We start from the raw sequence: 21,615 nt of genomic DNA on the forward strand, positions 1-21,615 counted from the left end.
ATCGCGAAGCGAACGCTTTTCCGCCCGCTTATCATCGACTTCGGTGTGGTATTCGACCGGACCGAGAACGAACCCGAGGAGTGGGATCCCGAGGAGGAGTTCTACGACCCCGACAGCGACGGGTTGACGATTCCGCAGGTGACGACCGACGACTCGGATGCCGACGCCGAGTCCACGACTGCGATCGATATACCGAGTGTGCCCACCGACGAGACGGACGTTCCAAGCGACGTCCTGGAGGCGTTCTGGGCGCTGGTGTTGGTCGTCAACGCTGCCCTCTTCGTCGTCTCGCTCGGAGCCTTACTGCTCGTGTTCGAAGGCGACGTGACTCGTGGCGGTACCCTCGTCGCGGCCGGCACCGTCCTGTTCGGGCTCGCCGGGCGACGATACCGTGCGTTTCGCGCCGACAGGGACGATGGTACAGCCGACGACCCCACTGATGAGAATCGGTCCGCGGACGATGCAATCGAAACGGCTTCGCGTGACGGTGTCCAACAACAGTCACCAACCCGATCCGATCGCAAATGAATACCGTCAAGGACGACACCGGAAAACGATACCTGCTTCTCAAACGCTCCGACAGCGCGAGTCTCGTTCGCGACCCCGAAACCGGCAACGAGTGCTACGTCCAGAACGACCGCTTAGAGCACGTTGACGGAGACTCACCCCTCGAGACGGCCGCTCGAAGCGTCGGCGATCCCGTGTTGACGCTGCTCACGAGCGTTCACGACGAGAAAATGCTCGGGCTGTTGATCGAACTCGCCGACAGCGGGCCGCTCGGCGTTCGCACGCTGCTCGATGCCTACGACTTATGCGAGAGTGATCTGCACGGCCGGCTAACGGTCCTCGCAGCGGCCGGACTGCTCGAGGAAACCGAGGCCGCTGGCGAACGCGCCTATCAGGTTACGGACACCTGTGAGACGGCACTCGAGGCAGTTCGACCAGCAGTTGCATCGACGGACGAAAACACGGGTTCTGACTGACACGGGGAGACGCTCACGCCGCAAGTGTCCTCAGTCCGACGCGAGTAGGTCCGCCTCTGGTGGCTCGCCCCGCTCGAGTCGCGAGCGGTTCGACGTGGCGTCTTTCTCGACGCTGACGAGCGAATCGGCCGCCCCGACGAGTTCTTGATCGTGGCTGACGACGACGATCTGCTCGACGCCGAAGTCGTTGCGCATCGATTCGATCAGCGAGACGAGTTGTGTGACGTGACCTGAATCGAGGAAGACCGTCGGCTCGTCGAGGATCAGCGGCGGCATCGGCGCGGTTCCTTCGACGCCTTCGGCCAGCAGCCGATAGATCGCACACCGCAGGCTGAGATTAAACAGCGCCCGCTCACCACCCGAGAGCTGTTCTGGCTCGAGGGCTTCGCCGTCTTTCTGATAGACCGTCAGTCGGTAGTCGCCGTCGAGGTCGATCGCCGCGTAGGAGTCGTTCTGATAGACCAGGTCGAACGTCTCGTTGAGCAGCCGTTCCAAGGTCTCGACGTTGCGCTGGCGCAACTCTGCCCGCAACTCCCCGTAAGTCGTCTGGAGCGTCTCGGCTTCGCCATACAGCGATTCGAGATGCTCACATTGTGCCTCGACGCGGTCGAGGCGCTCACGGAGCCGCTCGAGTTCCTCGAGTTTCTCCTCGACGCCGCCGATCGTCCCCTGTACCTCGGCACGGTTGGCCTCGAGGGCTTCGAGTTTTTCGTCGACTTGCTCGATGTACTGTTCGGCGTTGCGTTTGTCCTCGCGGGCGGTTTCGACCCGTTCGTCGTCGAATTCGGACTCGAGGTCGCGCTTGCGCTCTCGTTTTGCCGAGAGGGTCTCGCGACGTTCCTCGTTGATCTCCTCCCAGTCCGCCATGCGTTCGCGAAGTCGTTCGATCTCGCTTTCGAGGGTCGTCCGCTCGTCAGCGATCTCGGAGAGGCGCTCGAGCGTCCTGAGCGTCTCCGTGAGCTCCCCGCGCTCGGTATTGATCTCACCGAGGTCGGCCCGCGCGTCGGCCACTTCGGCTTCGCGTTCGTCGGCCGCGGCCCGCTTTGCGTCGGCCTCGGACTCGTACTCGTCGGCATCTGCTCGCAACTGATCGCGCTGGTCGCGTCGGTCCGCGATGGCCTCGCGTTTCTCGGCGAGCAACTGTTCGACGTTCTGGCGGTTGTCCTCGAGCCGGTCGACTCGCTGCTCGGCCTCGAGCAACGCCTCGGCGCGGTCGATCCGCTCGTCTAGCTCGGTGCGCTCGGCTTCGAGTTCCTCGCGTTCGGCCACTAACTCGTCACGCTCCGCGCGACGATCGTCCAGCACGTCGACGTGTGGCGAGTCCTCGACCGGCTGGCCACACTCGGGGCACTTCCCTTCCTCGAGCAGCCGTTCACCTTCCTCGATCGCGTTCTCGGTGGTCCGGATGTCCGCGGTGACGTCGTTGAGTTCCGCGGTCAACTCCTCGCGGTCGGCTTCGAGGGATTCGAGGTGCGATTCGGCCGCCCCGAAGTCGACAGGTGTGTCGTCGAACGACGCCCGCACGTCCGCGATCTCCGCCTCGAGCTCCTCGAGTTTCGCCTCACGCTCGGCGATCGTCTCCTCGTCGTCTTCGATTCGTGCTGTAAGGTCGTCGGCTTCGTCTCGGGCGGTTTCGGCCTGCGCCTCGAGCTCGTCAGCCTCCGTGCGTAGTCGTTCGATCTCTTCGGTGCCGGTTTCTATCGTTACCGTGACGTCCTGTAACTCGTCGGCAAGTTCCTCGTCGCGGGCCTCGAGTTCGTCGATTCGGGACTGAATCGTCTCCTCATCGGGGTCGGCAGTCTCGAGGTCGACCGTCTCGAGCAGGTCGGTACGCTCGTCGGCGAGCTCCTCACGTTGCGCTCTGATCTCGCTGATCTCGTCGCTCGCGTCCGCGCGCTCCCGTTCGGTGGCTTCGATTTTCGACTGAAGCGCCGCGATTTCGTCCTCGAGCGTCTCAATTTCCGCGCGGGTTTCCTCGTGGCGCTCGAGGACCTTTTGGGCGGTCTCGAGGGTCTCTCGGGCTTGCTCGCGCTGTGTTTCGTAGTGGTCGATCTCGTCACTGATCTCGGCGCGGCGGGACTCGAGGTCGTTGAGTTGCGCGTGGAGGTCCTGTGCTTCCTTTTGTTCGACCTGCTGTTGGAGGTCTTCGAGCACCTCGCGCTGCCCATCGAGGACCGTTTTGACGCCGAGTCGCGCGTCGCTGGCGCGTTCGCGGTAGTCCTCGAGCGCGCCAAGCTGGAGGAGGTCGTCGATCATGTCCTGGCGGTCGCTCGGCGAGGCGTGGATGAGCTTGTTGACCTCGCCCTGACGGACGTACGCGCAGTTGACGAACGCCTCGGCGTCCATCCGCAGGAGGTCGGTCACTTCGCGGCGCACGTCGCGGGCCCCCTCGATCGTCTCGGTCGGCGTCTCGAGGACGCATTTCGCGGTCGTCGCGCGATCACCGCGCAGTTTGAGCCGGCGCTCGACGTGGTACTCGCGGCCGTCGTGGGTGAACCACAGTTCGACCTCGCTTTCCTCCTCGCCGGTCGTGATGACGTCGTCTAACGTGCGATCATCGAGGGCCTTCGAGCCATAGAGCGCGAAGAAGACGGCCTCGAGCAGCGTCGATTTCCCACTGCCGTTGACGCCGTGGACGACGGTAACGCCGCGCTCGAGGGCGAGGTCGGCGTCGCCGTAGCATTTGAAGTTCAGCAGGCGAACGCGGTCGACTCTCATGCGAAATCACCCAGTGAAGCGGTGTCGGCGTCGGCAGGGTCGTCGGCCTCGCCGGCGTCGTCGGTCGTGCCTTCGGCTGTGTCGGCTGTCGGCTCGGTGCCTTCGCCCGTACCACCAGCGCTGGTGTCAGTCGAATCGGCTTCGGGATCGGCCTCGTCGGCGAGGTGGTCGGCGACCGTCGTCACGTCTTCGTCGCCCGGTTCGCGCTCCGGTGCGGGCTCGAAGGCCGATCTGTCGTCCTCGAGCAACTCGCGAACCCGTCGCTCGACGGTCTCGCGGACGTTCGAATCGGCGAGATCGCTGCTCCGGACGGTCTCGTCGATCTCGAGGGCGGCGTCGCTGAGCCCCAATTCGCGCACCCGCTCGCGGACGGCATCGTCCGGATTGGCAAAGCTCACTGACACCTCGTCGTCCTCGTCGGGAAGTTCCCGGCGGTCGTTGACGCGAGCGACGAGCGCCCCACGGTCGATCGCGAGTTCCTCGATCGCAGCGGGCGTGATCGGGCGGCCTTCTCCCTCGATCGTGACGATGACGACGGCGTCCGCGAGGTCGTGCTGGCGGACGCGTTCCTGGACGCGGTCGATACCTTCGCCTTCCTCGAGGTCGACGTCGACGAAGACGAACTCGCGGGTGTCGGTGAGCCCACGGCGGCTGATCGCGACCGTCTCGTCAAAGTCGACGATGTTGTAGCCACGATCGGCGCGCTCGCTGGCGCTTGCTCGTTCGGTCGAGCCGCAGTACGTGACCCACGTGTCGTGGACCTCGGCAGTGTCAGGCGCGTGGTTGTCGCCCAACAGGACAGCATCGAAATCGACCGTCGATTCCTCGAGAACGACCTCGGTGTCCCAGTCGGCGTGAGCGAAGGGTTCGAAGAGACCGTGGCTCACCAGCGTCGCGTAGTCGGCTTCCTCGGGAACCGGCTCGAACGCGTACTCGAGATCGTCACGGCGCGATCGGGGGACGAAGTCGAGACCGTAGAACGCAGCGTCACCGACGACGACCGGGTCAGCACCGAGTCTCGTTGCGAGCCCGAGATCTGCAAAGAGATCGAGCCACTGGGCGTCGCGTTTCGACTCGTGGTTGCCGACGACGGCGAGAAAGGGGATGTCGGCGTCGGAAAGTGTCCGGAGCACGTCGATTGTTCCCTGCAGATCGACCAGACTCGGCCGGCGGTCGTGAAAGAGGTCGCCGGCGTGGACTACCGCGTCGACGTCGTCGGCAACGGCGTCCTCGACGACCGATCGGAACGCCTCGAGGAAGTCCCGTCGTCGCTCGGGCGAGTTGTACTGCTGGTACCCGATGTGGGTATCGCCCGTATGGATAACCCGCGTCATTGGCCAGTGGTTGACGAGCCTGCACTAAAGGGGTTCCGTGACCGGAGTGAAAGTGAAGCGGCAACGGAATCTCGATTGCTCTGTCTCGTTATCAGTCCCGGCCGGGACCGCCGCGAGGCGATCGGCCGATCGGAACCGCGATACGCGCGGAGATGGCGACAAAGCGCATTCAGATCGCATCGCGCGACCGATCAGACGAGATCGGTCGGCGATACCACCCTATCGACTCGAGCCGAAACCGAGTAAAACGGTCGAGAGAACCCGCGACTGCCCGATCAGGCGTCGATGTCGAGACTGTAGAGACGCTTGCGTGCGTCCGAGAACGAAAAGCGCGAATCGACGACGTTCTTTTCGTCGAGTCGGTTGAGCGCGTACCGAACCGTCCGGGACGGCAGCAGCGTCTCGTCGGCGATCTGTTGTTGGGTCATCGTGTCGTTGTATTCGAGAACTTTTGCGACGAGTTTCGCGCTCGGCGGTAGCTCGCGGACGTCGTCCCACGTTCCCCGCTCGCTGGTCTCCTGTTGGAGGGGCTCTGAAGCACTCATCTTACTCCACCATTCCGAATACGGAGTGATAATATTTTCTATTCCATATAATGCTCAACAGTAATACGGCGTAGTTGAGTGAACCTACCCGAAGCCTCTTAAGAACCAACACCCAAAGGACGGGTGATGAGCGACACTGTGGACGACGTCGACCTCCCATATGATGAGGACGAGGCGTCCCAACAGGAGAAAATCCAGGCGCTCGAGGAACGGCTGGAGATCCTCGAGGCGCAAAACGAGGAGATGCGCGACAAACTCCTCGATGCCAACGCCGAGAACAACAAGTACCAGCAGAAACTCGAGCGGCTCACGCACGAGAACAAGAAACTCAAGCAGTCCCCGCTGTTCGTCGCCACCGTCCAGGAGATCACGGACGAGGGCGTCATCATCAAACAACACGGGAACAACCAGGAGGCGCTGACCGAAGTCACCGACGAGATGCGCGCCGATCTCGAGCCCGACGCTCGAGTGGCGGTCAACAACTCGCTGTCTATCGTCAAGCCACTCTCGAGCGAGACCGACGTTCGCGCTCGCGTGATGGAGGTCACCGAGAGCCCGAACGTCAGCTACGAGGACATCGGCGGCTTAGAAGAGCAGATGCAAGAGGTCCGCGAGACCGTCGAGATGCCCTTGGAGAAGCCCGAGATGTTCGACGACGTCGGGATCGACCCGCCAAGCGGCGTCCTGCTCTATGGACCACCGGGCACCGGGAAGACGATGCTCGCCAAGGCCGTGGCCAACCAGACCGATGCCACCTTCATCAAGATGGCTGGCTCGGAGCTGGTCCACAAGTTCATCGGCGAGGGTGCCAAGCTCGTGCGCGACCTCTTCGACGTCGCCCGCGAGCACGAGCCCGCTGTCATCTTCATCGACGAGATCGACGCCATCGCCGCCAAACGGACGGAATCCAAGACCTCCGGCGACGCCGAAGTCCAGCGGACGATGATGCAACTGCTCTCCGAGATGGACGGCTTCGAGGAACGCGGCGAGATCCGCATCATCGCTGCCACTAACCGCTTCGATATGCTGGATCGGGCCATCCTCCGTCCCGGCCGCTTCGACCGCCTCATCGAAGTGCCAAAGCCCAACCAGGAGGGTCGCGAGATCATCTTCGAGATCCACACCCGCGGGATGAACGTCGCCGACGACGTCGACTTCGCCGAGCTGGCCGAAGAGGCCGAGGAAGCCTCCGGTGCCGACATCAAGGCCGTCTGTACCGAAGCCGGCATGTTCGCCATCCGTGACGACCGCACCGAGATCCGGATGGAAGACTTCCGCAGCGCCTGGGACAAGGTCCAGGCCGAATCCGAGGACACCGAGGACGTCTCGAAGACCTTCGCCTGAACGCGCTCGAGGTCGACGGCGATCTGTCTCTTCGTTTTCTCTCGACTCGAGCCATTACGTTCGGTGTGCTATCCAGACAGCGTGCGCTCTGTCGGCGAGAGAACCAGTCTCAGTTTCGTGGCCGATCTGCCGCTATCAACGAAGCGGCCAGTGTGTGTCCGGTCTGCTACTATAGCGCCGAGAAGACGAGCCACGGCACGACGAACATCGCCACAGTCAGCACTGCGAGAATCAGCACATACCCGATACCCATCCCCGCCGCGGTACGCCACGCTGGATGCTCGAAGTCGCTGAGATCGACTGCCATGTCACGTTCATCCGGTGACGACCGCATAAGCGTACCGGAACGCATGACTCGAGAATCGGCGTGTATCCGGCAGAGTGCTAACGACAGTCGATGTGCTGTCGGTCGCAGTGTGCTCTGCGGACGAGTCGTACCCTGCAATATGAGGTGAACCCGAAGCCGGCGGCATCGCAGTTTTCATCGTTACACTCCACTCACCTGCGTCCACACTCGGACGGGTCATCCGAACCGACGCTGGAGGGGAGGGGGGAGTGAGTACATAAAAACCGACACCTCGACAGATTGCGTCTTTAAGTGGGGGCGAGCAGAACTGAGCAAACTTCGCGCTCGCTCGAGCCTGGTGACGGCTATGCCGGACGAATCAAGGCGAGTCGATCACCCCGCTCGAACTCCTCGTCTTCACCGATCGCGATTTCCGCGAGCGTGCCGGTGGCCGGTGCCGGCACGTCGACGCTCACCTTTTCGACCTGAAACTCGCAGATCGAGTCGCCCTCCTCGACCTGACCGCCCTCGGCTACGAACCAGTTGACGACGACACCGACATCCTCGTCTACGTCGTCGGGCCAGCGATCGCTCGTCTCGACGGCAACGGAGTCATCGGTCCCGCTCATTCGTCCCCTCGAGCGGCGCGAACGGCAGCCGCGATGTCCTCGGTTCCCGGCACGACCTCGTCTTCCATCGGTCGCGCATACGGGATCGGCACGTCCGGGAGGGCGACGCGCTCGACGGCCTCGAGGTCGTCGAGTCCGGCCTCGGCGACGCTCGCGATGATCTCGCCGGTGACGCCGTACGAGCGATAGTCCTCGTCGACGACGACCAGATGGCCGGTCTTGGCCACCGAGTCGCGGATGGTGTCCGTGTCGAGTGGCACGAGCGTCCGGAGGTCGACGACCTCGATGTCGATTCCGTCATCGGCGAGATCTGCAGCGGCCTCGAGCGCGCGGTGGACGTGCAACCCGAGGGTGACGACGGTCACGTCCGCACCCTCGCGTTTGACGTCGGCACTGCCAAACGGAATCGTGTAGTCGTCCTCGGGAACCCCGGTCTTCGGGCCGTCGGGAGCCGGCAGCCAGCCGATTCCCATCAACCGCTTGTGGAACATGTAGACGACCGGGTCGTCGTCGCGGATGGCGTTGTGCATCAGTCCCTTCGCGTCGTAGGCGGTCGAGGGCACGACGACTTTCATCCCCGGGAGGTGTGCGAACGTCCCGTAGAGCGTCTGGGAGTGCTGGGCGGCGTCGTTGTACGTTCCACCCACGGCGGCGGTAAGCACCATCGGAACGTTCACTGACCCGCCGCTCATGTAGGTGTTTTTAGCCATCTGGTTGTAGATTTGGTCCATCGCGACGCCGAAGAAGTCGACGAACATCAGCTCGGCAATTGGGCGCATCCCCTCCTGGGCTGCACCGACGGCCGCGCCGAGGTACGCCGTCTCGCTGATCGGCACGTCCATGATGCGGTCACGGCCGAACTCCTCGAGTAGGCCCTCGGTGCTGTCGAAGATGCCGCCGTAGTCCGCGACGTCTTCGCCCATGTAGAAGACCTCGTCGTCCGCGCGCATCTCGTGGGCGATCGCCTCGACCATCGCCCGACTCATCGTCAGCGACCGGCCCGCCTGCTGTCCGCTCGCGTCGTCTTTTTCCTGTTGTGCCATCAGTCGTCACCTCCCGTGTCCGCGGTCGACGGCTCGTTGTCTGTCACGCCTGAGGGTGGATTCACGAACACGTCCTCGTAGGCATCCTCCGACTCTGGTTCGGGCTGGTCTTTTGCCCACTCGATCGCCTCCTCGACGCGGTCGTGAGCCCGCGACCGCAGGTCGTCGATCGTCTCGTCGTCGACGCCGTGTGCCTGGAGGTCCGACTCGAGTCGCTCGATCGAATCGCGCTGCTCGGCGGCGTCCTTGTCCTCGTCGGGGCGATACGACTCGGGATCGCCCATGAAGTGGCCCATGCGCCGATGGACCTGTACCTCGAGCAGCGTCGGCCCGTTCCCGTCGCGGGCGCGTCCGACGGCCTCCCTGGCGGCCTCGGAGACGGCGACAGCATCGTCGGCGTCGACGCGCATACCCTGCAGGCCGAACCCGTCGGCGCGCTGGGCTCCGTTCTCGACGTCGGTGACGCGCTCTTTGGGCATGCTGATCGCCCAGTCGTTGTCCTCGACGACGAAGACGACGGGGAGGTTCTGGACGCTCGCAAGGTTGAGCGACTCCAAGAACGCGCCCTGGTCGATCGCGCCCTCGCCGAGGAACGCGACAGCGACGCTGTCGGTGTTGCGCTTTTTCGCGGCCAGCCCGGCGCCGACCGCGGGCGGACAGCCCTCGGCGATGATCCCGCTACACGCGAAGTTGACGTCGGGATCGAACAGGTGCATGTGTCCCCCCTTCCCGCCGCTCAGGCCACTTTCGCGGCCGAAGATCTCGGCGGTCATTCGCTTCAGGTCGACGCCCTTCGCGATGGCGATGTGGTGGGGCCGATGCGGTGCCGTGACCGTATCGTCGTCCCGGAGGTGCTGGCAGACGCCCGCGCCGGCGGCTTCGTGGCCCGCCGCGAGGTGGAGTTCGCCCGGAATGGGGCCGGCGGAGATATCGAACGCGGGCTGTTTGCCCGCCATGTACTCCTCCTGTAACCGTTCTTCGTACTGGCGCGCCGTCACCATGTTCTCGTACATCTCTTGTAACTCGTTAACAGCCACCATAATTCCTGTAGACATAACGGAACGGATCGTCAAATAGCTATGCCGCTTCGTCGATCGAAACACGATCGCCCATGGAACTGTCGTGGACAGCAACCTGGCCCATCAGAAGCGTCCGTTTCGGACCGCTTTTACCGGGTGACCCGCTACGGACACCCAATGACGAAAATCGTCGTGGTGGACAATCACGGACAGTTCACCCACCTCGAGCGCCGGGCGCTTCGCGACCTCGGCGTCGACACGGAACTGATCGATAACGACACGCCACCCGAGGAGGTCGATGCCGACGGCGTCGTCCTCTCCGGTGGCCCCGACATGGACCGTATCGGGAAATCGGCCGAGTACCTCGAGGCGGACATGCCAGTGCTCGGTATCTGTCTGGGGATGCAACTGATCGCAGAGGAACTTGGTGGCACGGTCGGCAGCGGCGAATACGGCGGGTACGCCGACGTGTCGGTCGACATCGTCGACGAGGACGATCCGCTGACCGGATCACTGCACCCCGAAACGCGCGTCTGGGCAAGCCACGCCGACGAGGTCACAGAACTGCCCGATGGATTTGAACTGACCGCGAAAAGCGACGTCTGTGACGTCGAGGCGATGAGCGACACCGATCGGGATCTCTACGGTGTGCAGTGGCACCCCGAGGTCGCTCATACCGAGGAAGGTGACGAAATCTTCGAGAACTTCCTGTCGATCTGCGAATCGCAATAATCTCGCGGCCGCTCCTACTCGGTGCTCTCGTGGCTGCGGACACAGCGCTCGGACGAAAACGAGATATCGTGATCGGCTCGTCTTTGAACGATCAGTAAGAGTGCATCAGGTCTGCCAGGCGAGCGAGAGTGTCGTATCGGATTCGATCCAGGCTGCATCGTTCGTTGTATCGAAGATACGAACAGTACCGTCGTCTGTCTCTGTTGCGGCACATCGGGCGGGTTCGGACGGTGCTTCCGACATAGTATGGTAGCGACAGATGAGAACTAGCCACATACGATATAGGTCTTGTGTCTTGCCGGCGTATCACGAGCAGAGAACACAATCGTAGACTGATTGAAACAGATGTCGAACAAAAACTGACTGAAATCACGCCACGGTCAGCCGAAAGCGCCTCGACCGGCGATCAGCGGCGATTCGATGACTATTCAGCCGGTTTCTCGCGTGCAGGCCCCCGCTGGTGAAGTTCGATCCCGACGTCGTCCGGCTCGAGGACGTCTGGCAGTTCCTCGTCTCGATCACCGGTGATATCGGCGAGAATCTCCCGGATGTAGGCGTTGAACAGTTCGGGATGTTCGCTCATCGGGAAGTGACCGATTTCGGCGAGTTCGATCGCTGTTGCTCCCTCACCAACTCCCTCGGCAGTCTGGCGGCCGTCCTCCGGCGTCGTCAGGTAGTCGTACTCGCCGTTGGCGATATAGAGCGGACACTCGTCGGCGTTGACTTGATCGAGTTTGTCGCGGTAGTCGTGATCGACGGAGTAGTAGTAGAGATCGCCCTTGAACACCCCCGTCGCGCCCTGTTCGTAGAGGTACATCGTCTCGCGCTTGGTTTGTTCGGGACTCTGAGGAGCCATCAGCCCCCAACACGAGTAGGCATTGACCTCCGTCGTGTTCACTTCGGGATGATCGAGCCAATCGATGTAGAACCCTGGACTGTGTGCACCGCACTCGAGGCCGATCAGCGCTCGGAATCGCTCGGGATACCAGTCGGCCAACTCGAGCGCGATGTTGCCGCCCATACTCGAGCCCATGTAGATGGGCTCCTCGAGCTCGAGGGCATCGGCAAGGTTGACGAGCGTCTCGGTAAACTTCTCGGCGGTCATCGTGTAGTCGTCGGTCCACCATTTCTGGGTCGTCGGTGGCACTGATTTCCCGTGATAGGGGAGGTCGTGGGCGATGACGCGGAATTCCTCGGTGATCTGCTCGTCGGTCAAGAGATGACGCCATTCCTGACAGTTGTTGCCGGCTGTGTGCTGGCAGAGCAACGGAATCCCGTCTTCGGGGCCGTTCTCCTCGAAATAGATCCGGTGGTTGACGCCCTCGACTTCGGTGTGGACGTACGATCCACTGATCGGTTCGACATCGCCTGGCTGGTAGGTCATCGACATGTTAGCTCCCTCCGTCGTTGTGTGCGACCCGCATCAGATCGAGCGTTCGCTGGAACGCGCGGAGATGTTGGAAGATTTTCTTGTTGTTGCCGGTCAGCTGGAGGTGTCCATCCTCGTTGCGAACCGCGGTTCGATAGTGCGACGCGATGATTTCGTGGTTGAACGCGGGTGGTGTCTCCTGGACGAACTCCTCCCAGGCCTCGCGGTCGCCCTCGACGCCGAACGACCACTGGTTGTTCATCGTCGGGTTCGGGACGAGGTGTTTGATCTCGCCGCCGTCCATCTCGAGGAGAACGCGCTCGTCACCGATCTCGACGTAGAAGTTTTCGGAGAACTTGTCATGGCCTCGCACGTTCATTTCCGGATCGCTGTTGACGGTCTCTTTGTACGACTCCCACCACTCGTGGGTGCCGAGTTCTGTCTCGTTCATCGAAACCACACGGCACGTTCGCCGAACGACCCGAAGTAGCTCACACAATAATACCCGATATCTTCGCCCTAAATACAACATCAGACGTCGACAGATGGCCTGTCGAATTCCATCACACGGCTATGTCCGTCGCGGTCGACGGCCCGATCGCCATCCCAATTCGACCGTCAGTGTCTTCACCGTCCACTTAGATATGTGAACTGATGACAGTCGACACTGTCGGCCGGTTCGAACGCGCACTCGAGGGACTCGAAGTCGGATTCGAGCGCGTTCCGGCCGCCGATGCGAGCGAGCGGATCGAGATGATCGTCGAGGAGCCAGCTGTCGGCGCGCCGCTGCCGTTCGAGGGCGTTACGCTCCCCGAATCGGTGACGACGGAGCCGACGAGTGCCGACCTCGAGGCCGCCCGGACGGGCGTGACGCCAGTCGGCTTTGCGATCGCGGAGTATGGTACCGTCGCCGTCGAGTCGACGGCCGACGGCGCAGAAGCGATCAGCCTCTATCCGGATTGCCATGTCGCGGTCGTCGCAGAAAGCGACGTGGTCCCGGACCTGAGCGCCGGCTTCGACCGCCTCGCCGACAGCTTCGCGGCGGGTCAGGACAGTGTTGTCTTCGCGACCGGCCGGAGCGCGACCGCCGACATGGGCGATCTCGTCCACGGCGTCCACGGCCCCGGTGATGTCGACGTGATCGTCGTGGAGGACCGCTAAGATGGCCCAGCGAACCAGGTCACAGCAGGCCGACCGGATTCGACACCTGCTCGAGACCGAAGGCGACGCCGTCCACGCGAAAGCGAGTTCGTTCCACGCACAGCGGGGAGAGGCGTACGATGCGGCTGACGACCTCGAGGCGCTGCGAACCGAAGCGCGAGCGATCAAGGAAGACGCCATTGATCGGCTTCCAGATCTGATCGACACCGTCAAGGACACAGTCGAAGCAAACGGCGGTACCGTCTACGTCGCCGACGACGCGGCGGATGCGAACGCGTACGTCGCCGATGTCGTCGACACCCAGACCGAGGAACACGGGATCGTCGGAGATGATGACACGCCGTCAGTTGTCAAGTCGAAGTCGATGACGACCGAGGAGATCGATCTCAACGACGCGCTCGAGGCCGAGGGGATCGAAGTCACCGAGACCGACCTCGGCGAATGGGTGCTGCAAGTTGCGGACGACACGCCCTCGCACATCGTCGGGCCGGCGATGCACCTCGAGCGCGTGGAGATCGCCGAGTTGTTCAACGAGCGATTCGATCCCGACGAGCCGTTGGAAACAGCCGAAGAACTCACCCAGTTCGCCCGCGACTATCTTGCCGACCATATCCAGGAGGCCGACGTGGGAATCACCGGCGCGAACTTCGTCGTTGCCGACAGTGGGACGATCACCCTCGTCACGAACGAGGGCAACGCGCGCAAGTGTGCGGTCACACCCGACACCCACGTCGCGATCGCGGGCATCGAGAAGCTAATTCCGACGCTGTCGGACCTCGAGCCGTTCGTCGACCTCATCGCCAAGAGCGCGACGGGCCAGTCGATCGCACAGTACGTGACGATGCTCTCGCCGCCGACCGACTCGCCGACGCTGGACTTCGACGACCCCGAGGAGCCGATTACGGCCGGCGACGAAGCGAAGACGGACCGGGACTTCCACCTCGTCTTACTGGACAACGGCCGCATGGACATGCGCGAGGACGATCAGCTCCGAGAAACGCTGTACTGTATTCGGTGTGGGGCCTGTTCGAACTCGTGTGTGAACTTCCAGTCCGTCGGCGGCCACGGCTTCGGCGGCGAGACCTACTCCGGTGGGATCGCCACCGGCTGGGAGGCCGGCGTCCACGGCCAGGAGTCGGCCGCCGAATTCAACGACCTCTGTACCGGCTGCTCGCGCTGTGTCGACGCCTGTCCGGTCAAGATCGACATCCCGTGGATCAACACCGTCGTCCGTGATCGGATCAACCGCAGCGAGGACCCGGCGGCCACCGACTTCCTCGTCGACGGTCTCACGCCCGATATGGAAGATGGCGGGATCGACCTCGGCAAACGCTTCTTCGGCAACATCGGCACGGTCGCGAAAGCGGCCAGCGCCACGGCACCCGTCTCGAACTGGCTCGCCGACGCCGACCCCGTCCGCGGGTTGCTCGAGCGCACCCTCGGGATCGACCATCGCCGTGATCTGCCCGCGTTCCAGCGCGAATCGCTCGTCGACTGGTTCGAGAAGCGAGGTGGGAACGCTACCTCGAGTCGACGGGCGGCTCGAGCCAATGAAGCAGATGTCGACCGCGAGGTCGTCCTCTATCCCGACGTCTACACGAACTACGTCGACACCGATCGCGGAAAAGCCGCCGTCCGCACGCTCGAGGCGCTGGGCATCCCTGTGCAGGTACCGGACCTGCCCGAAAGCGGCCGCGCGGCGCTTTCCCAGGGGATGGTCGCGACCGCAGACCGGCAGGCCAGCCGACTCTACGCCGCACTGGCCGAGAACCTCGACGCCGGCCGAGACATTGTCGTCGTCGAACCGTCCGATCTGGCGGCCATGCACCGCGAGTACGAGCGGCTGCTGCCCGAGCGGTCGTTCGAGCGTCTACGCGACAATAGTTACGAGATCTGTGAGTACGTCTACGGACTGCTCGAGAACGGGGCCGACCCGTCGGCGCTGTCGACCGGCAACGGCGCAGAGCCGGTGGCGTATCACTCCCACTGCCAACAGCGCACGCTCGATCTCGAGGCACCGACGGTCGCCGTCCTCGAGCGCTGTGGCTACGCCCCCGAGACGACAAGTGCCGAGTGCTGTGGGATGGCCGGTTCCTTCGGCTACAAACGCGAGTACTACGAACTCAGTGTGGATGTCGGCGAGCGACTGGCCGAACAGGTCGCCGGTGCCAAAACGGTCGTCGCGTCGGGCACCTCGTGTGGCGACCAACTCGAGGGACTGCTCGAGCGGGACGTGCCACATCCCATCGAGGTGCTGGCACCCGGCTCTCGACTGTAGCGGTCGTCGATTCTTTGCTGGGTAGCTCGTGACACTCCTTGCCGTCTCGTCGTTTCGCTTCGCCGTTTACCGGACCACAGTCGCCACTACCACGGGAACCACCGGCTGCGCGCTGGCTAGCCACGTTGAAAAAGACCGAAAGAGAGTGGTCGAAACGGAAACGCGTCCGTTACTCCTCGAACAGCTCGTCGACAGCTTGCCGCGCCGTGAGCGCGGCATCGTCGGCGACCTGTTCGGGATCGGCCTCGCCGTCGCCCTCGGGCACGTTGAGGTAGACGTCGACCTCGAGGACGCCGTCTTCGAACGTCACGGTGACGTCGAGATCGCGAACGGCCGACTGTTTGTACTGCGAGAAGACGTAGCCTTCCGCAGCGTCCGACGCCGTCTGGACGACGTCGTCGGCCGTCGGCTCGTCAGTCGGCATTTATGCGCCGCCAGCGCCGGGACCGCCAGCTGGGCTCGGACCGCCGCCCATGCCGCCGCCGAGCAGTTCTTCGAGCTCGTCCTGCAGGCTCTCGAACTGGTCCTGTACGCGGTCTTCCTGCTTCTCGAGAGTCTCGAGGCGGAGCTCGAGCGAGTCGACCTTGTCCTCTAAGTCTTCCTCTGCCTGGTCGTAGTCAGTCTCGACGAGGAGCTCGCCGACGCTGCGGTACATGGTCGTCTCCTCGTCGATGTTCTCGAGTTCGTCGAGAGCGTTCTGGGCCTCGGTGAGACCGGTTTCCGCTTCCTGTTTCTGGACGGCGACTTGCTGTGCCGTTTCCTGCAGATCCTGTAGCTGTTCGATTTTCTCCTGTGCTTCCGGCGGCAGGTTTCCTTGCATACCTCGACCCTCGCCCTCCGGACTGATAAAGCCAAGCTTTGTGCTTCGTCCAGATCGACGTCCGCCCCGTTTTTGATTTCCGACCGGGCTCACTCCGGTCTCCAGTCCGAGCCATGTCACGGTCTGGGCAGCTATTCATACGGACTGCTGTCCCGATGTGCCGGTGGGCCTGCAGTTGCACAGCACTGACTGACAGGAGTCCGTCTCCGGTGGGTTGAAAGTGACGAGAAAGCCTGCAGGTCTGCCAGTATCGATCGCGAGCGAGTCGCTGTCTACTGATCGGGCTCGAGAACGACGAACCCAGCGTCGGCAGTCCGTTCGGCGACATCGACCAGCGAAAACCAGGTGTTCAACGCGGCACGCAGGGCGATCACATCGTCGGCATCGATCTCGATGTAAACGCGAGCGCCGTCCCGCTCGAGGGTCGTCCGCGAGCGGTCGTCATCGATCTCGCCGATTTCGCGGGCGACGCTTGCGGCGACGAGTTCGGCACGCGAGGGGCTTTCGTAGTCGAACTCGAGGGTCGCGTCGTGAGAAGACACGCTGGCGCGTTACTGGACGTCGACTTCCTTGACGTCGCGGCTGCGTTCTTTCAGGAGTACGCGGTGGCCGCAGTAGGGACAGCGGACGCCACCGTACTCATCGAGCTGGACGTCGCGTTTACAGCGAGAGCATTTGTAACTCATACTGGACTAAAGGGGGTGTTACTCGTCGTCCTCAGCGAGGGCAGCGCGGATGGAGCGCTGAACGGTGCGGCCGGCGGGCGTCTCCGGACGGTAGGCACCGCCGGTGAAGACTTCGCCGGTCTCTTCGTTCTTCCAGATGCCAGTGCCGACGCGGGTGACGTCGTCGCCGTCGACTTCGGCGTTCTGCATGTCGTCTTCGATCTCGCTGACGCGACGTCGTGCGACGCGGCCGTAGCGGGCACCGAAGCGGCCAGCGCTACCGACCTGTCCTTTCTTGGCCATAGTAGTGCTCTCTATCGCCAGCGGATTCTTAAACCTGTTGAGTCGCGTCGATTCGCGAACGCGATCGATGCCGATCACGACCCACTGAGCCGCTGGGCGACCGGCCACGCTAGCAGTTCCACCAGAATGAGCACGAGTGCAGCGAGATAGCCGGCCGCCGCAAGCGGCGCGGTGAGCAGTCCCGATCCGATACCCGGTACCGCAAGCAGTGTCCGAACGGCGAGGCCGCTGACCGCCAGCAGCGGGATCAGTGTGAGGACGGCGTCCGGTCGCTCGAGCATGACTAATTATATCTAATTACACCATCCCTCATTAAGGCAAGGAGAACCAGCAGCACCTGTCACTTCCATCGGGTAGCAACAGAGTGTCAGTGAACGTATCGTAATCCAAGCCAGCCGATCGGACTCGGGGCCGAGAATTACTGAAACTCGGCTTCCGCGAGCACGTCGTTTAAATCGGCCCGGATCCGCTCGCCCATCTCTCGGTCTCGAGCGGTCGTCACGACGCGGTTTTCCTGGACGCTCGAGCCATCCCGAAGCAACATTCGAACGTTGCCGCCATCGTCGGCGCGAGTGACCTTCGCGCGCATACCGGACTGAGAGCCCTTCCCGCCAGCATCGATGGGACCCGGAATGACCTTTTTGACGTGGGGATGGCCGGCAACGGCGTGGATTGCCTCCATCCCCGTCCGGCCGCCGATGAGTGTCGTGTGGCTGCCGCCGATCTTCTCGGCCGGCGGCGTCTCGACGACGTCGAGTGCGCGATTGCCACGGCGCTCGAGGACGGCTTCGACGGGATCGTCGTCGTCGACGCGGTAGAACGGATAGTGGATGCGCTCGCGGACGGCCCGGATAACGTCCCGTGTGCCTCCGGCGTAGACCTCCTCGGGGCGCTTCCGGCGGATTTCGTCGCCGATCAGGCCCGCAAAATTCCGGAGTTCGATCGGCTCGTTCTCGCCGTCTTCCGGCGTCGTCGTGATCGTCGTTTCGCCAAGGATCTGCTCGTCGGGATCCGCCGGCTCATCTCCGTGTGTCTCGTCGTCGCCCGCGAGCATCGTGATGGTCGCCCGGTCGCGTGCCGCCTCGAGGACGATCGCCTCGGTGTTGGCATCCCGGCAGACCAGACAGTAGTCGCCAGGTTTCTCGAGCGGCGACGCACAGTGACGACACTCCATAGTCGTCTCTTGACACTGATCGTGTAAAACAGCCGTGTTTCCTCGCCGGCGGTCGCGGCGCTACAGGATGCCCTCGATGATCGTCCGAACGGCCTCGGTATCGACGACGTCGTAGGGGATACGAAGCGGCGAGATCGAGACCTGACCTTCGAGCACGGCGTGGCGGTCGGTGTCTTCGGGATCGGGAATGTCTCGATTGGACATCTGCTGCCAGAGTTTGTTCGTGAGCTGGAAGCTGCCATCCTCGACTGTCGCGTCCATCTCGTAGACCCGAGTCGGGCGCGTAATCGCATAGCCGTTCGGCTCGAGACCCGGGCGGGGAACGTTGACGTTCAGGTAGTCGACGCGGTCGAACAGGCCAGTTCCGGGTGCGCCACCGACGATCGTGGCGGTGATATCGGCGGCTCGCTCGAAATCGGTCGGCTCGAGTTCCCCGTCATAGCCGAGCGTGTCCATCGAGACAGCGATCGACGGCGTCTCGAGAAACGCCGCCTCCATCGCGGCGCTGACCGTTCCCGACCGGGAGAAGACGTAGGCACCCAGGTTTGCCCCCGAGTTACAGCCCGAGACAACGATGTCGGGTTTGGGATCCAAGGCGTTGACACCGACGATGGCACAGTCACAGGGCGTGCCATCGACCGCGTAGCCGAGTTCGTGGTCGGTGTGGGGCACTGGTGAGGTAAAGGAGTCCGCTTCCAGATCCAGCGAAAGGTCGTCGGGCGACGAGCGTGTGCGGCCATATGAGAGCGAGCGGCCGACGGCGCTGCGGTTCCGGTCGGGCGCGACGACGGTGACCGTGCCGACCGCCTGAAGCGCGTCGTACAGCGCCCGGATTCCGGGTGCGTCGATCCCGTCGTCGTTCGTCAGGAGAATGTGGGGGTCCGAATCCAGTTCCATTGCCGTATACACGGTCTAGGGCCCGACGTACCTATCAGTTCGGTTCGTGACGGTGGGGTCCGCTACGTGGATCAATCTGCCGTATCCGCGAGTTTCGTCCCGCAAGCCGGACAGTATCGCGAGCCGGCGGCGACAGCCTCACAGTCGGGGCAGGTGACCGCGTTGGTCGGGTCGGGACCGCTCTCGAGGGCCTCACCACAGGACGGGCAGTAGTCGGCGGTCGCCGGCACGGTTGCGCCACAGGACGGACAAGCGTCGCCGTCCTCCCAGAGCACGCGACGCCGCGAGTTCGAGACGTAGTTGTACGCCGCCCAGACGACGTTTCCAACGCCCAGCGAGAACCAGAACGTCAACAGCGCGACGACAATGTGTGAGCCGACCGAGCCGAACTCCCGGTCGACCATCACGACGCGGTCGGGCGTCTCCTCCTCGATTCGCCAGCCCTGCGCGACGAGGTCGTCGATCTCTCGTTGGACGCGTTTGCTACGCATGGGCGTCCGTTGAACTCGAGCAGCCAAAAGGTTGTCAGCGACTCTGCACCCGATCAAGACCAGTCCAGTTCACCACGGCAGGTATCGCCGGAGACGAGCCAGCGTCGACGGCTCGTGGCGGACGCGTAGCGTGGTCCCGTCGGCCTCGCAGACTACCTCCGTCGCGGGAATCTGTTCCCCATCCGGCAGCAGGAACGACTGCTCGCCGGCCGGCACCGTTCCGCCGCTGCTCGCACCGAACAGCGGCTTCGATCGCCCCGTCGGCTCCGGAACCGGCTCGTTGTACTCGATTTCGTAGGTGGGTTTCCCGTCTTCTGTCGTCTTCCGCCAGTCGACGATCTCGCGAGTCTCGTCCGTGCCGATCATGTGCGAGCCTACTCGTACCACCGTCTAAACGCTTCGGCGACCGTCTCGAGATGCGTCGCTGCCGGGTACAACAGCGTTAGCCGAGGTGGACCGGATCGACTTTCAGGTACTCCCGGGAGACGACCGTCGCGTACGATCCCTTGGGAAGTGCAAACGAGAGGGTCAGCGGGTCGGTCTCGAGGGTCAGATCCGTCCGCAGGAGGATCGCCCGCCGAGTGCCGGTCGAGTGGAACTCACCGGGGAGGTCGAAATCCGTCTTCTCGAGGCCGAGGTCGTCGAGGACGGCACGTTCGATCTCGCCCTGTTCGCCGTCGGCCAGTTCCGTCTCGGTGCCGACCAGCGGTGCGGTGACGAACGCACGGCCGCGCTCGCAGTGACGGGTCACCGAGTCGACGCGGCGCTCGTCGACGCGCTGGAGTCGGTCGGGATCGGGGAGTTCGAGGCCGTCAGGCGCGTCGGTGTCAGAAAAGCAGACCACGTCGCCGTCGACGGGGCGGTCGAACGGCAGGTCGCGCTCGAGCCGTTCGGAGAGCATCAGGTTGAACGCGTACGACTGGGCCGCGTGGACGAACAGCCGCTGGAGGTTCGAGGGGACGCGCTCGAGGGCCGCCCTGAACTGCGCGGGACCTGGCTCGCCGTCGTGTTCTGCGAGCGCGTGAATCATCGAGCGCTCGTACCGGAGGCGGTTGGGCACCCGTTCTAAGGCTTCCTGCCAGTCACGGGTTTCCTCGATGAAGGCCCTGGCCTCCTGGGTCGATTCGGGTTCCGCGTCCGTCGGGTTCCCGAGGTAGGCCATCACTGCGCCTTCCCAGTCGCCGCGAGCGATCGCGAGACCGACCTCGTGGGTGACCGGTCGGCGACTGCCGAACCGTTGCTGGCCGAAGAAGTTGGGGACGCCGATCGAGGTCGTGTCACTCGAGTTGTCGCTTCTTTGGCCCTCGAGCCCGCCAAAGTCGTGCAGTCCGTCGGTGATCGCTGCGGCGTTGTCGGGGCGGTCGGGCTCGCTGACGACGAGTTCGAAGGCGTTGCCCGCGAGGTCGCCGAACTCGAGGTTTCGCCCCGCCCGGCCCAACACCTCGATCTCGGCCCCGTCGATCTCGGGGATGTCCTCGGGGTCGGCTCCGTAGACCGAAAACAGCTGTGTCGTCACGGCGTACTTGTCTTTCGTCCCGGCCCAGTTGACCCGCTCGCGGGAGATCCCGAGCGCATCGGAGAGCCGCGATGCGAAGTCGTTGGTATCCCAGCCCTGCAGCGTCGCCCGGAAGACGAGATGTGGGTAGGCGTCCGTCGAGGCGCCGACCGGTTCGGTGTCGAAGCGCTCGAGTTCGCGCACCCGGAAGTGCTCGTCGTCCTCGCGAAGGTGGCCGCCGACGCCGTCGGTATCAGAGACGTAGTGTTCCATGCCGACGGCCTGCTCGGTGGGATGGGCTGGGCGCATGCTGGTTGCCGGGGCTTGGC

27 protein-coding genes are annotated in these 21,615 nt (G+C 63.5%); 6 read left to right on the forward strand and 21 right to left on the reverse strand.

Annotated elements, in window-relative coordinates:
- The first annotated feature begins 45 nt into the window (after positions 1-45).
- Together C476_RS02785 and C476_RS02790 are read left to right on the forward strand one after the other, a co-directional pair.
- The gene (locus tag C476_RS02785) at positions 46-528 is read left to right on the forward strand and encodes a DUF7322 domain-containing protein (RefSeq protein ID WP_008009607.1); all 483 of its coding nucleotides are present in this window, start codon (positions 46-48) and stop codon (positions 526-528) included.
- Positions 525-983, forward strand: coding sequence for a DUF7346 family protein (locus C476_RS02790; RefSeq protein ID WP_008009609.1), 459 nt, complete (start codon positions 525-527; stop codon positions 981-983). Before C476_RS02785 ends, C476_RS02790 begins: the two co-directional genes overlap by 4 nt.
- A 30-nt stretch (positions 984-1,013) precedes the next feature.
- Here C476_RS02790 and rad50 read toward each other — a convergent pair whose 3' ends face one another.
- From rad50 to C476_RS02805, 3 genes are all read right to left on the reverse strand, one after another.
- Positions 1,014-3,701 (reverse strand): DNA double-strand break repair ATPase Rad50, encoded by a 2,688-nt coding sequence (rad50, locus tag C476_RS02795; RefSeq protein WP_008009611.1) that lies wholly within the window; start codon positions 3,699-3,701, stop codon positions 1,014-1,016.
- Positions 3,698-5,035, reverse strand: a complete 1,338-nt coding sequence (gene mre11, locus C476_RS02800) for a DNA double-strand break repair protein Mre11 (RefSeq protein ID WP_008009612.1) — start codon at positions 5,033-5,035, stop codon at positions 3,698-3,700. Before mre11 ends, rad50 begins: the two co-directional genes overlap by 4 nt.
- A 275-nt stretch (positions 5,036-5,310) precedes the next feature.
- Entirely contained in the window at positions 5,311-5,580 is a 270-nt protein-coding gene (locus C476_RS02805) for a MarR family transcriptional regulator (protein WP_008009614.1), read from the reverse strand.
- Positions 5,581-5,706: 126 nt separating this feature from the next.
- On the opposite strand from C476_RS02805, the gene pan1 reads away from it, so the two are divergent.
- Positions 5,707-6,924 (forward strand): proteasome-activating nucleotidase Pan1, encoded by a 1,218-nt coding sequence (pan1, locus tag C476_RS02810; protein WP_008009616.1) that lies wholly within the window; start codon positions 5,707-5,709, stop codon positions 6,922-6,924.
- Positions 6,925-7,093: 169 nt separating this feature from the next.
- Here pan1 and C476_RS18835 read toward each other — a convergent pair whose 3' ends face one another.
- The 4 genes from C476_RS18835 to C476_RS02825 form a co-directional block, all read right to left on the reverse strand.
- Positions 7,094-7,231, reverse strand: a complete 138-nt coding sequence (locus C476_RS18835; RefSeq protein ID WP_008009618.1) for a hypothetical protein — start codon at positions 7,229-7,231, stop codon at positions 7,094-7,096.
- A 344-nt stretch (positions 7,232-7,575) separates the two neighbouring features.
- The gene (locus C476_RS02815) at positions 7,576-7,839 is read right to left on the reverse strand and encodes a lipoyl domain-containing protein (RefSeq protein ID WP_008009620.1); all 264 of its coding nucleotides are present in this window, start codon (positions 7,837-7,839) and stop codon (positions 7,576-7,578) included.
- Positions 7,836-8,882 carry an alpha-ketoacid dehydrogenase subunit beta gene (locus C476_RS02820; RefSeq protein WP_008009622.1) on the reverse strand — a complete coding sequence of 349 codons (1,047 nt, stop codon included), beginning with the start codon at positions 8,880-8,882 and terminating at the stop codon, positions 7,836-7,838. Before C476_RS02820 ends, C476_RS02815 begins: the two co-directional genes overlap by 4 nt.
- The gene (locus C476_RS02825; protein ID WP_008009624.1) at positions 8,882-9,895 is read right to left on the reverse strand and encodes a thiamine pyrophosphate-dependent dehydrogenase E1 component subunit alpha; all 1,014 of its coding nucleotides are present in this window, start codon (positions 9,893-9,895) and stop codon (positions 8,882-8,884) included. Before C476_RS02825 ends, C476_RS02820 begins: the two co-directional genes overlap by 1 nt.
- Before the next feature lie 183 nt (positions 9,896-10,078).
- On the opposite strand from C476_RS02825, the gene C476_RS02830 reads away from it, so the two are divergent.
- Complete coding sequence (locus C476_RS02830; RefSeq protein WP_008009626.1) at positions 10,079-10,633, forward strand: GMP synthase subunit A; 555 nt, start codon at positions 10,079-10,081, stop codon at positions 10,631-10,633.
- A 105-nt stretch (positions 10,634-10,738) separates the two neighbouring features.
- Here C476_RS02830 and C476_RS19905 read toward each other — a convergent pair whose 3' ends face one another.
- The 3 genes from C476_RS19905 to C476_RS19295 form a co-directional block, all read right to left on the reverse strand.
- On the reverse strand, positions 10,739-10,909 hold the full coding sequence (locus C476_RS19905; RefSeq protein WP_449289255.1) for a DUF7331 family protein: 171 nt from the start codon (positions 10,907-10,909) through the stop codon (positions 10,739-10,741).
- A gap of 148 nt (positions 10,910-11,057) precedes the next feature.
- Complete coding sequence (locus C476_RS02835) at positions 11,058-12,017, reverse strand: alpha/beta fold hydrolase (protein ID WP_049911567.1); 960 nt, start codon at positions 12,015-12,017, stop codon at positions 11,058-11,060.
- A 7-nt stretch (positions 12,018-12,024) separates the two neighbouring features.
- Positions 12,025-12,453 carry a hypothetical protein gene (locus tag C476_RS19295; protein ID WP_008009628.1) on the reverse strand — a complete coding sequence of 143 codons (429 nt, stop codon included), beginning with the start codon at positions 12,451-12,453 and terminating at the stop codon, positions 12,025-12,027.
- Between the two features lie 203 nt (positions 12,454-12,656).
- On the opposite strand from C476_RS19295, the gene C476_RS02845 reads away from it, so the two are divergent.
- Both C476_RS02845 and C476_RS02850 read left to right on the forward strand, forming a co-directional pair.
- Positions 12,657-13,163 carry an LUD domain-containing protein gene (locus C476_RS02845; RefSeq protein ID WP_008009629.1) on the forward strand — a complete coding sequence of 169 codons (507 nt, stop codon included), beginning with the start codon at positions 12,657-12,659 and terminating at the stop codon, positions 13,161-13,163.
- A gap of 1 nt (position 13,164) precedes the next feature.
- Positions 13,165-15,441 carry an LUD domain-containing protein gene (locus C476_RS02850; RefSeq protein ID WP_008009630.1) on the forward strand — a complete coding sequence of 759 codons (2,277 nt, stop codon included), beginning with the start codon at positions 13,165-13,167 and terminating at the stop codon, positions 15,439-15,441.
- Positions 15,442-15,610: 169 nt separating this feature from the next.
- Here C476_RS02850 and C476_RS02855 read toward each other — a convergent pair whose 3' ends face one another.
- From C476_RS02855 to truD, 11 genes are all read right to left on the reverse strand, one after another.
- Entirely contained in the window at positions 15,611-15,865 is a 255-nt protein-coding gene (locus tag C476_RS02855; RefSeq protein ID WP_008009631.1) for a DUF3194 domain-containing protein, read from the reverse strand.
- Entirely contained in the window at positions 15,866-16,261 is a 396-nt protein-coding gene (locus C476_RS02860) for a prefoldin subunit beta (protein WP_008009632.1), read from the reverse strand.
- A gap of 272 nt (positions 16,262-16,533) precedes the next feature.
- A complete protein-coding gene (locus tag C476_RS02865) occupies positions 16,534-16,803 on the reverse strand; it encodes a KEOPS complex subunit Pcc1 (protein WP_008009633.1) in 270 nt (89 codons plus the stop codon).
- A 9-nt stretch (positions 16,804-16,812) separates the two neighbouring features.
- The gene (locus C476_RS02870) at positions 16,813-16,947 is read right to left on the reverse strand and encodes a DNA-directed RNA polymerase subunit P (RefSeq protein ID WP_006181151.1); all 135 of its coding nucleotides are present in this window, start codon (positions 16,945-16,947) and stop codon (positions 16,813-16,815) included.
- 18 nt (positions 16,948-16,965) lie between these two features.
- Positions 16,966-17,229: an eL43 family ribosomal protein gene (locus C476_RS02875; protein WP_008009665.1), complete on the reverse strand. Its 264-nt coding sequence runs from the start codon at positions 17,227-17,229 to the stop codon at positions 16,966-16,968.
- 74 nt (positions 17,230-17,303) lie between these two features.
- Positions 17,304-17,510: a hypothetical protein gene (locus C476_RS02880; RefSeq protein WP_008009667.1), complete on the reverse strand. Its 207-nt coding sequence runs from the start codon at positions 17,508-17,510 to the stop codon at positions 17,304-17,306.
- A gap of 137 nt (positions 17,511-17,647) precedes the next feature.
- Positions 17,648-18,403 (reverse strand): DUF2103 domain-containing protein, encoded by a 756-nt coding sequence (locus C476_RS02885; protein WP_008009669.1) that lies wholly within the window; start codon positions 18,401-18,403, stop codon positions 17,648-17,650.
- Between the two features lie 60 nt (positions 18,404-18,463).
- Positions 18,464-19,300 (reverse strand): 5'/3'-nucleotidase SurE, encoded by an 837-nt coding sequence (gene surE, locus C476_RS02890; protein ID WP_008009670.1) that lies wholly within the window; start codon positions 19,298-19,300, stop codon positions 18,464-18,466.
- Between the two features lie 71 nt (positions 19,301-19,371).
- Positions 19,372-19,791, reverse strand: coding sequence for a double zinc ribbon domain-containing protein (locus C476_RS02895; protein WP_008009673.1), 420 nt, complete (start codon positions 19,789-19,791; stop codon positions 19,372-19,374).
- A gap of 69 nt (positions 19,792-19,860) precedes the next feature.
- A complete protein-coding gene (locus C476_RS02900; protein WP_008009676.1) occupies positions 19,861-20,157 on the reverse strand; it encodes a hypothetical protein in 297 nt (98 codons plus the stop codon).
- Positions 20,158-20,233: 76 nt separating this feature from the next.
- Positions 20,234-21,595: a tRNA pseudouridine(13) synthase TruD gene (gene truD / locus C476_RS02905; RefSeq protein WP_008009678.1), complete on the reverse strand. Its 1,362-nt coding sequence runs from the start codon at positions 21,593-21,595 to the stop codon at positions 20,234-20,236.
- Positions 21,596-21,615 lie beyond the last annotated feature (20 nt).

This window comes from Natrinema limicola JCM 13563 (genome assembly GCF_000337475.1).
GTDB classification, from domain to species: domain Archaea; phylum Halobacteriota; class Halobacteria; order Halobacteriales; family Natrialbaceae; genus Natrinema; species Natrinema limicola.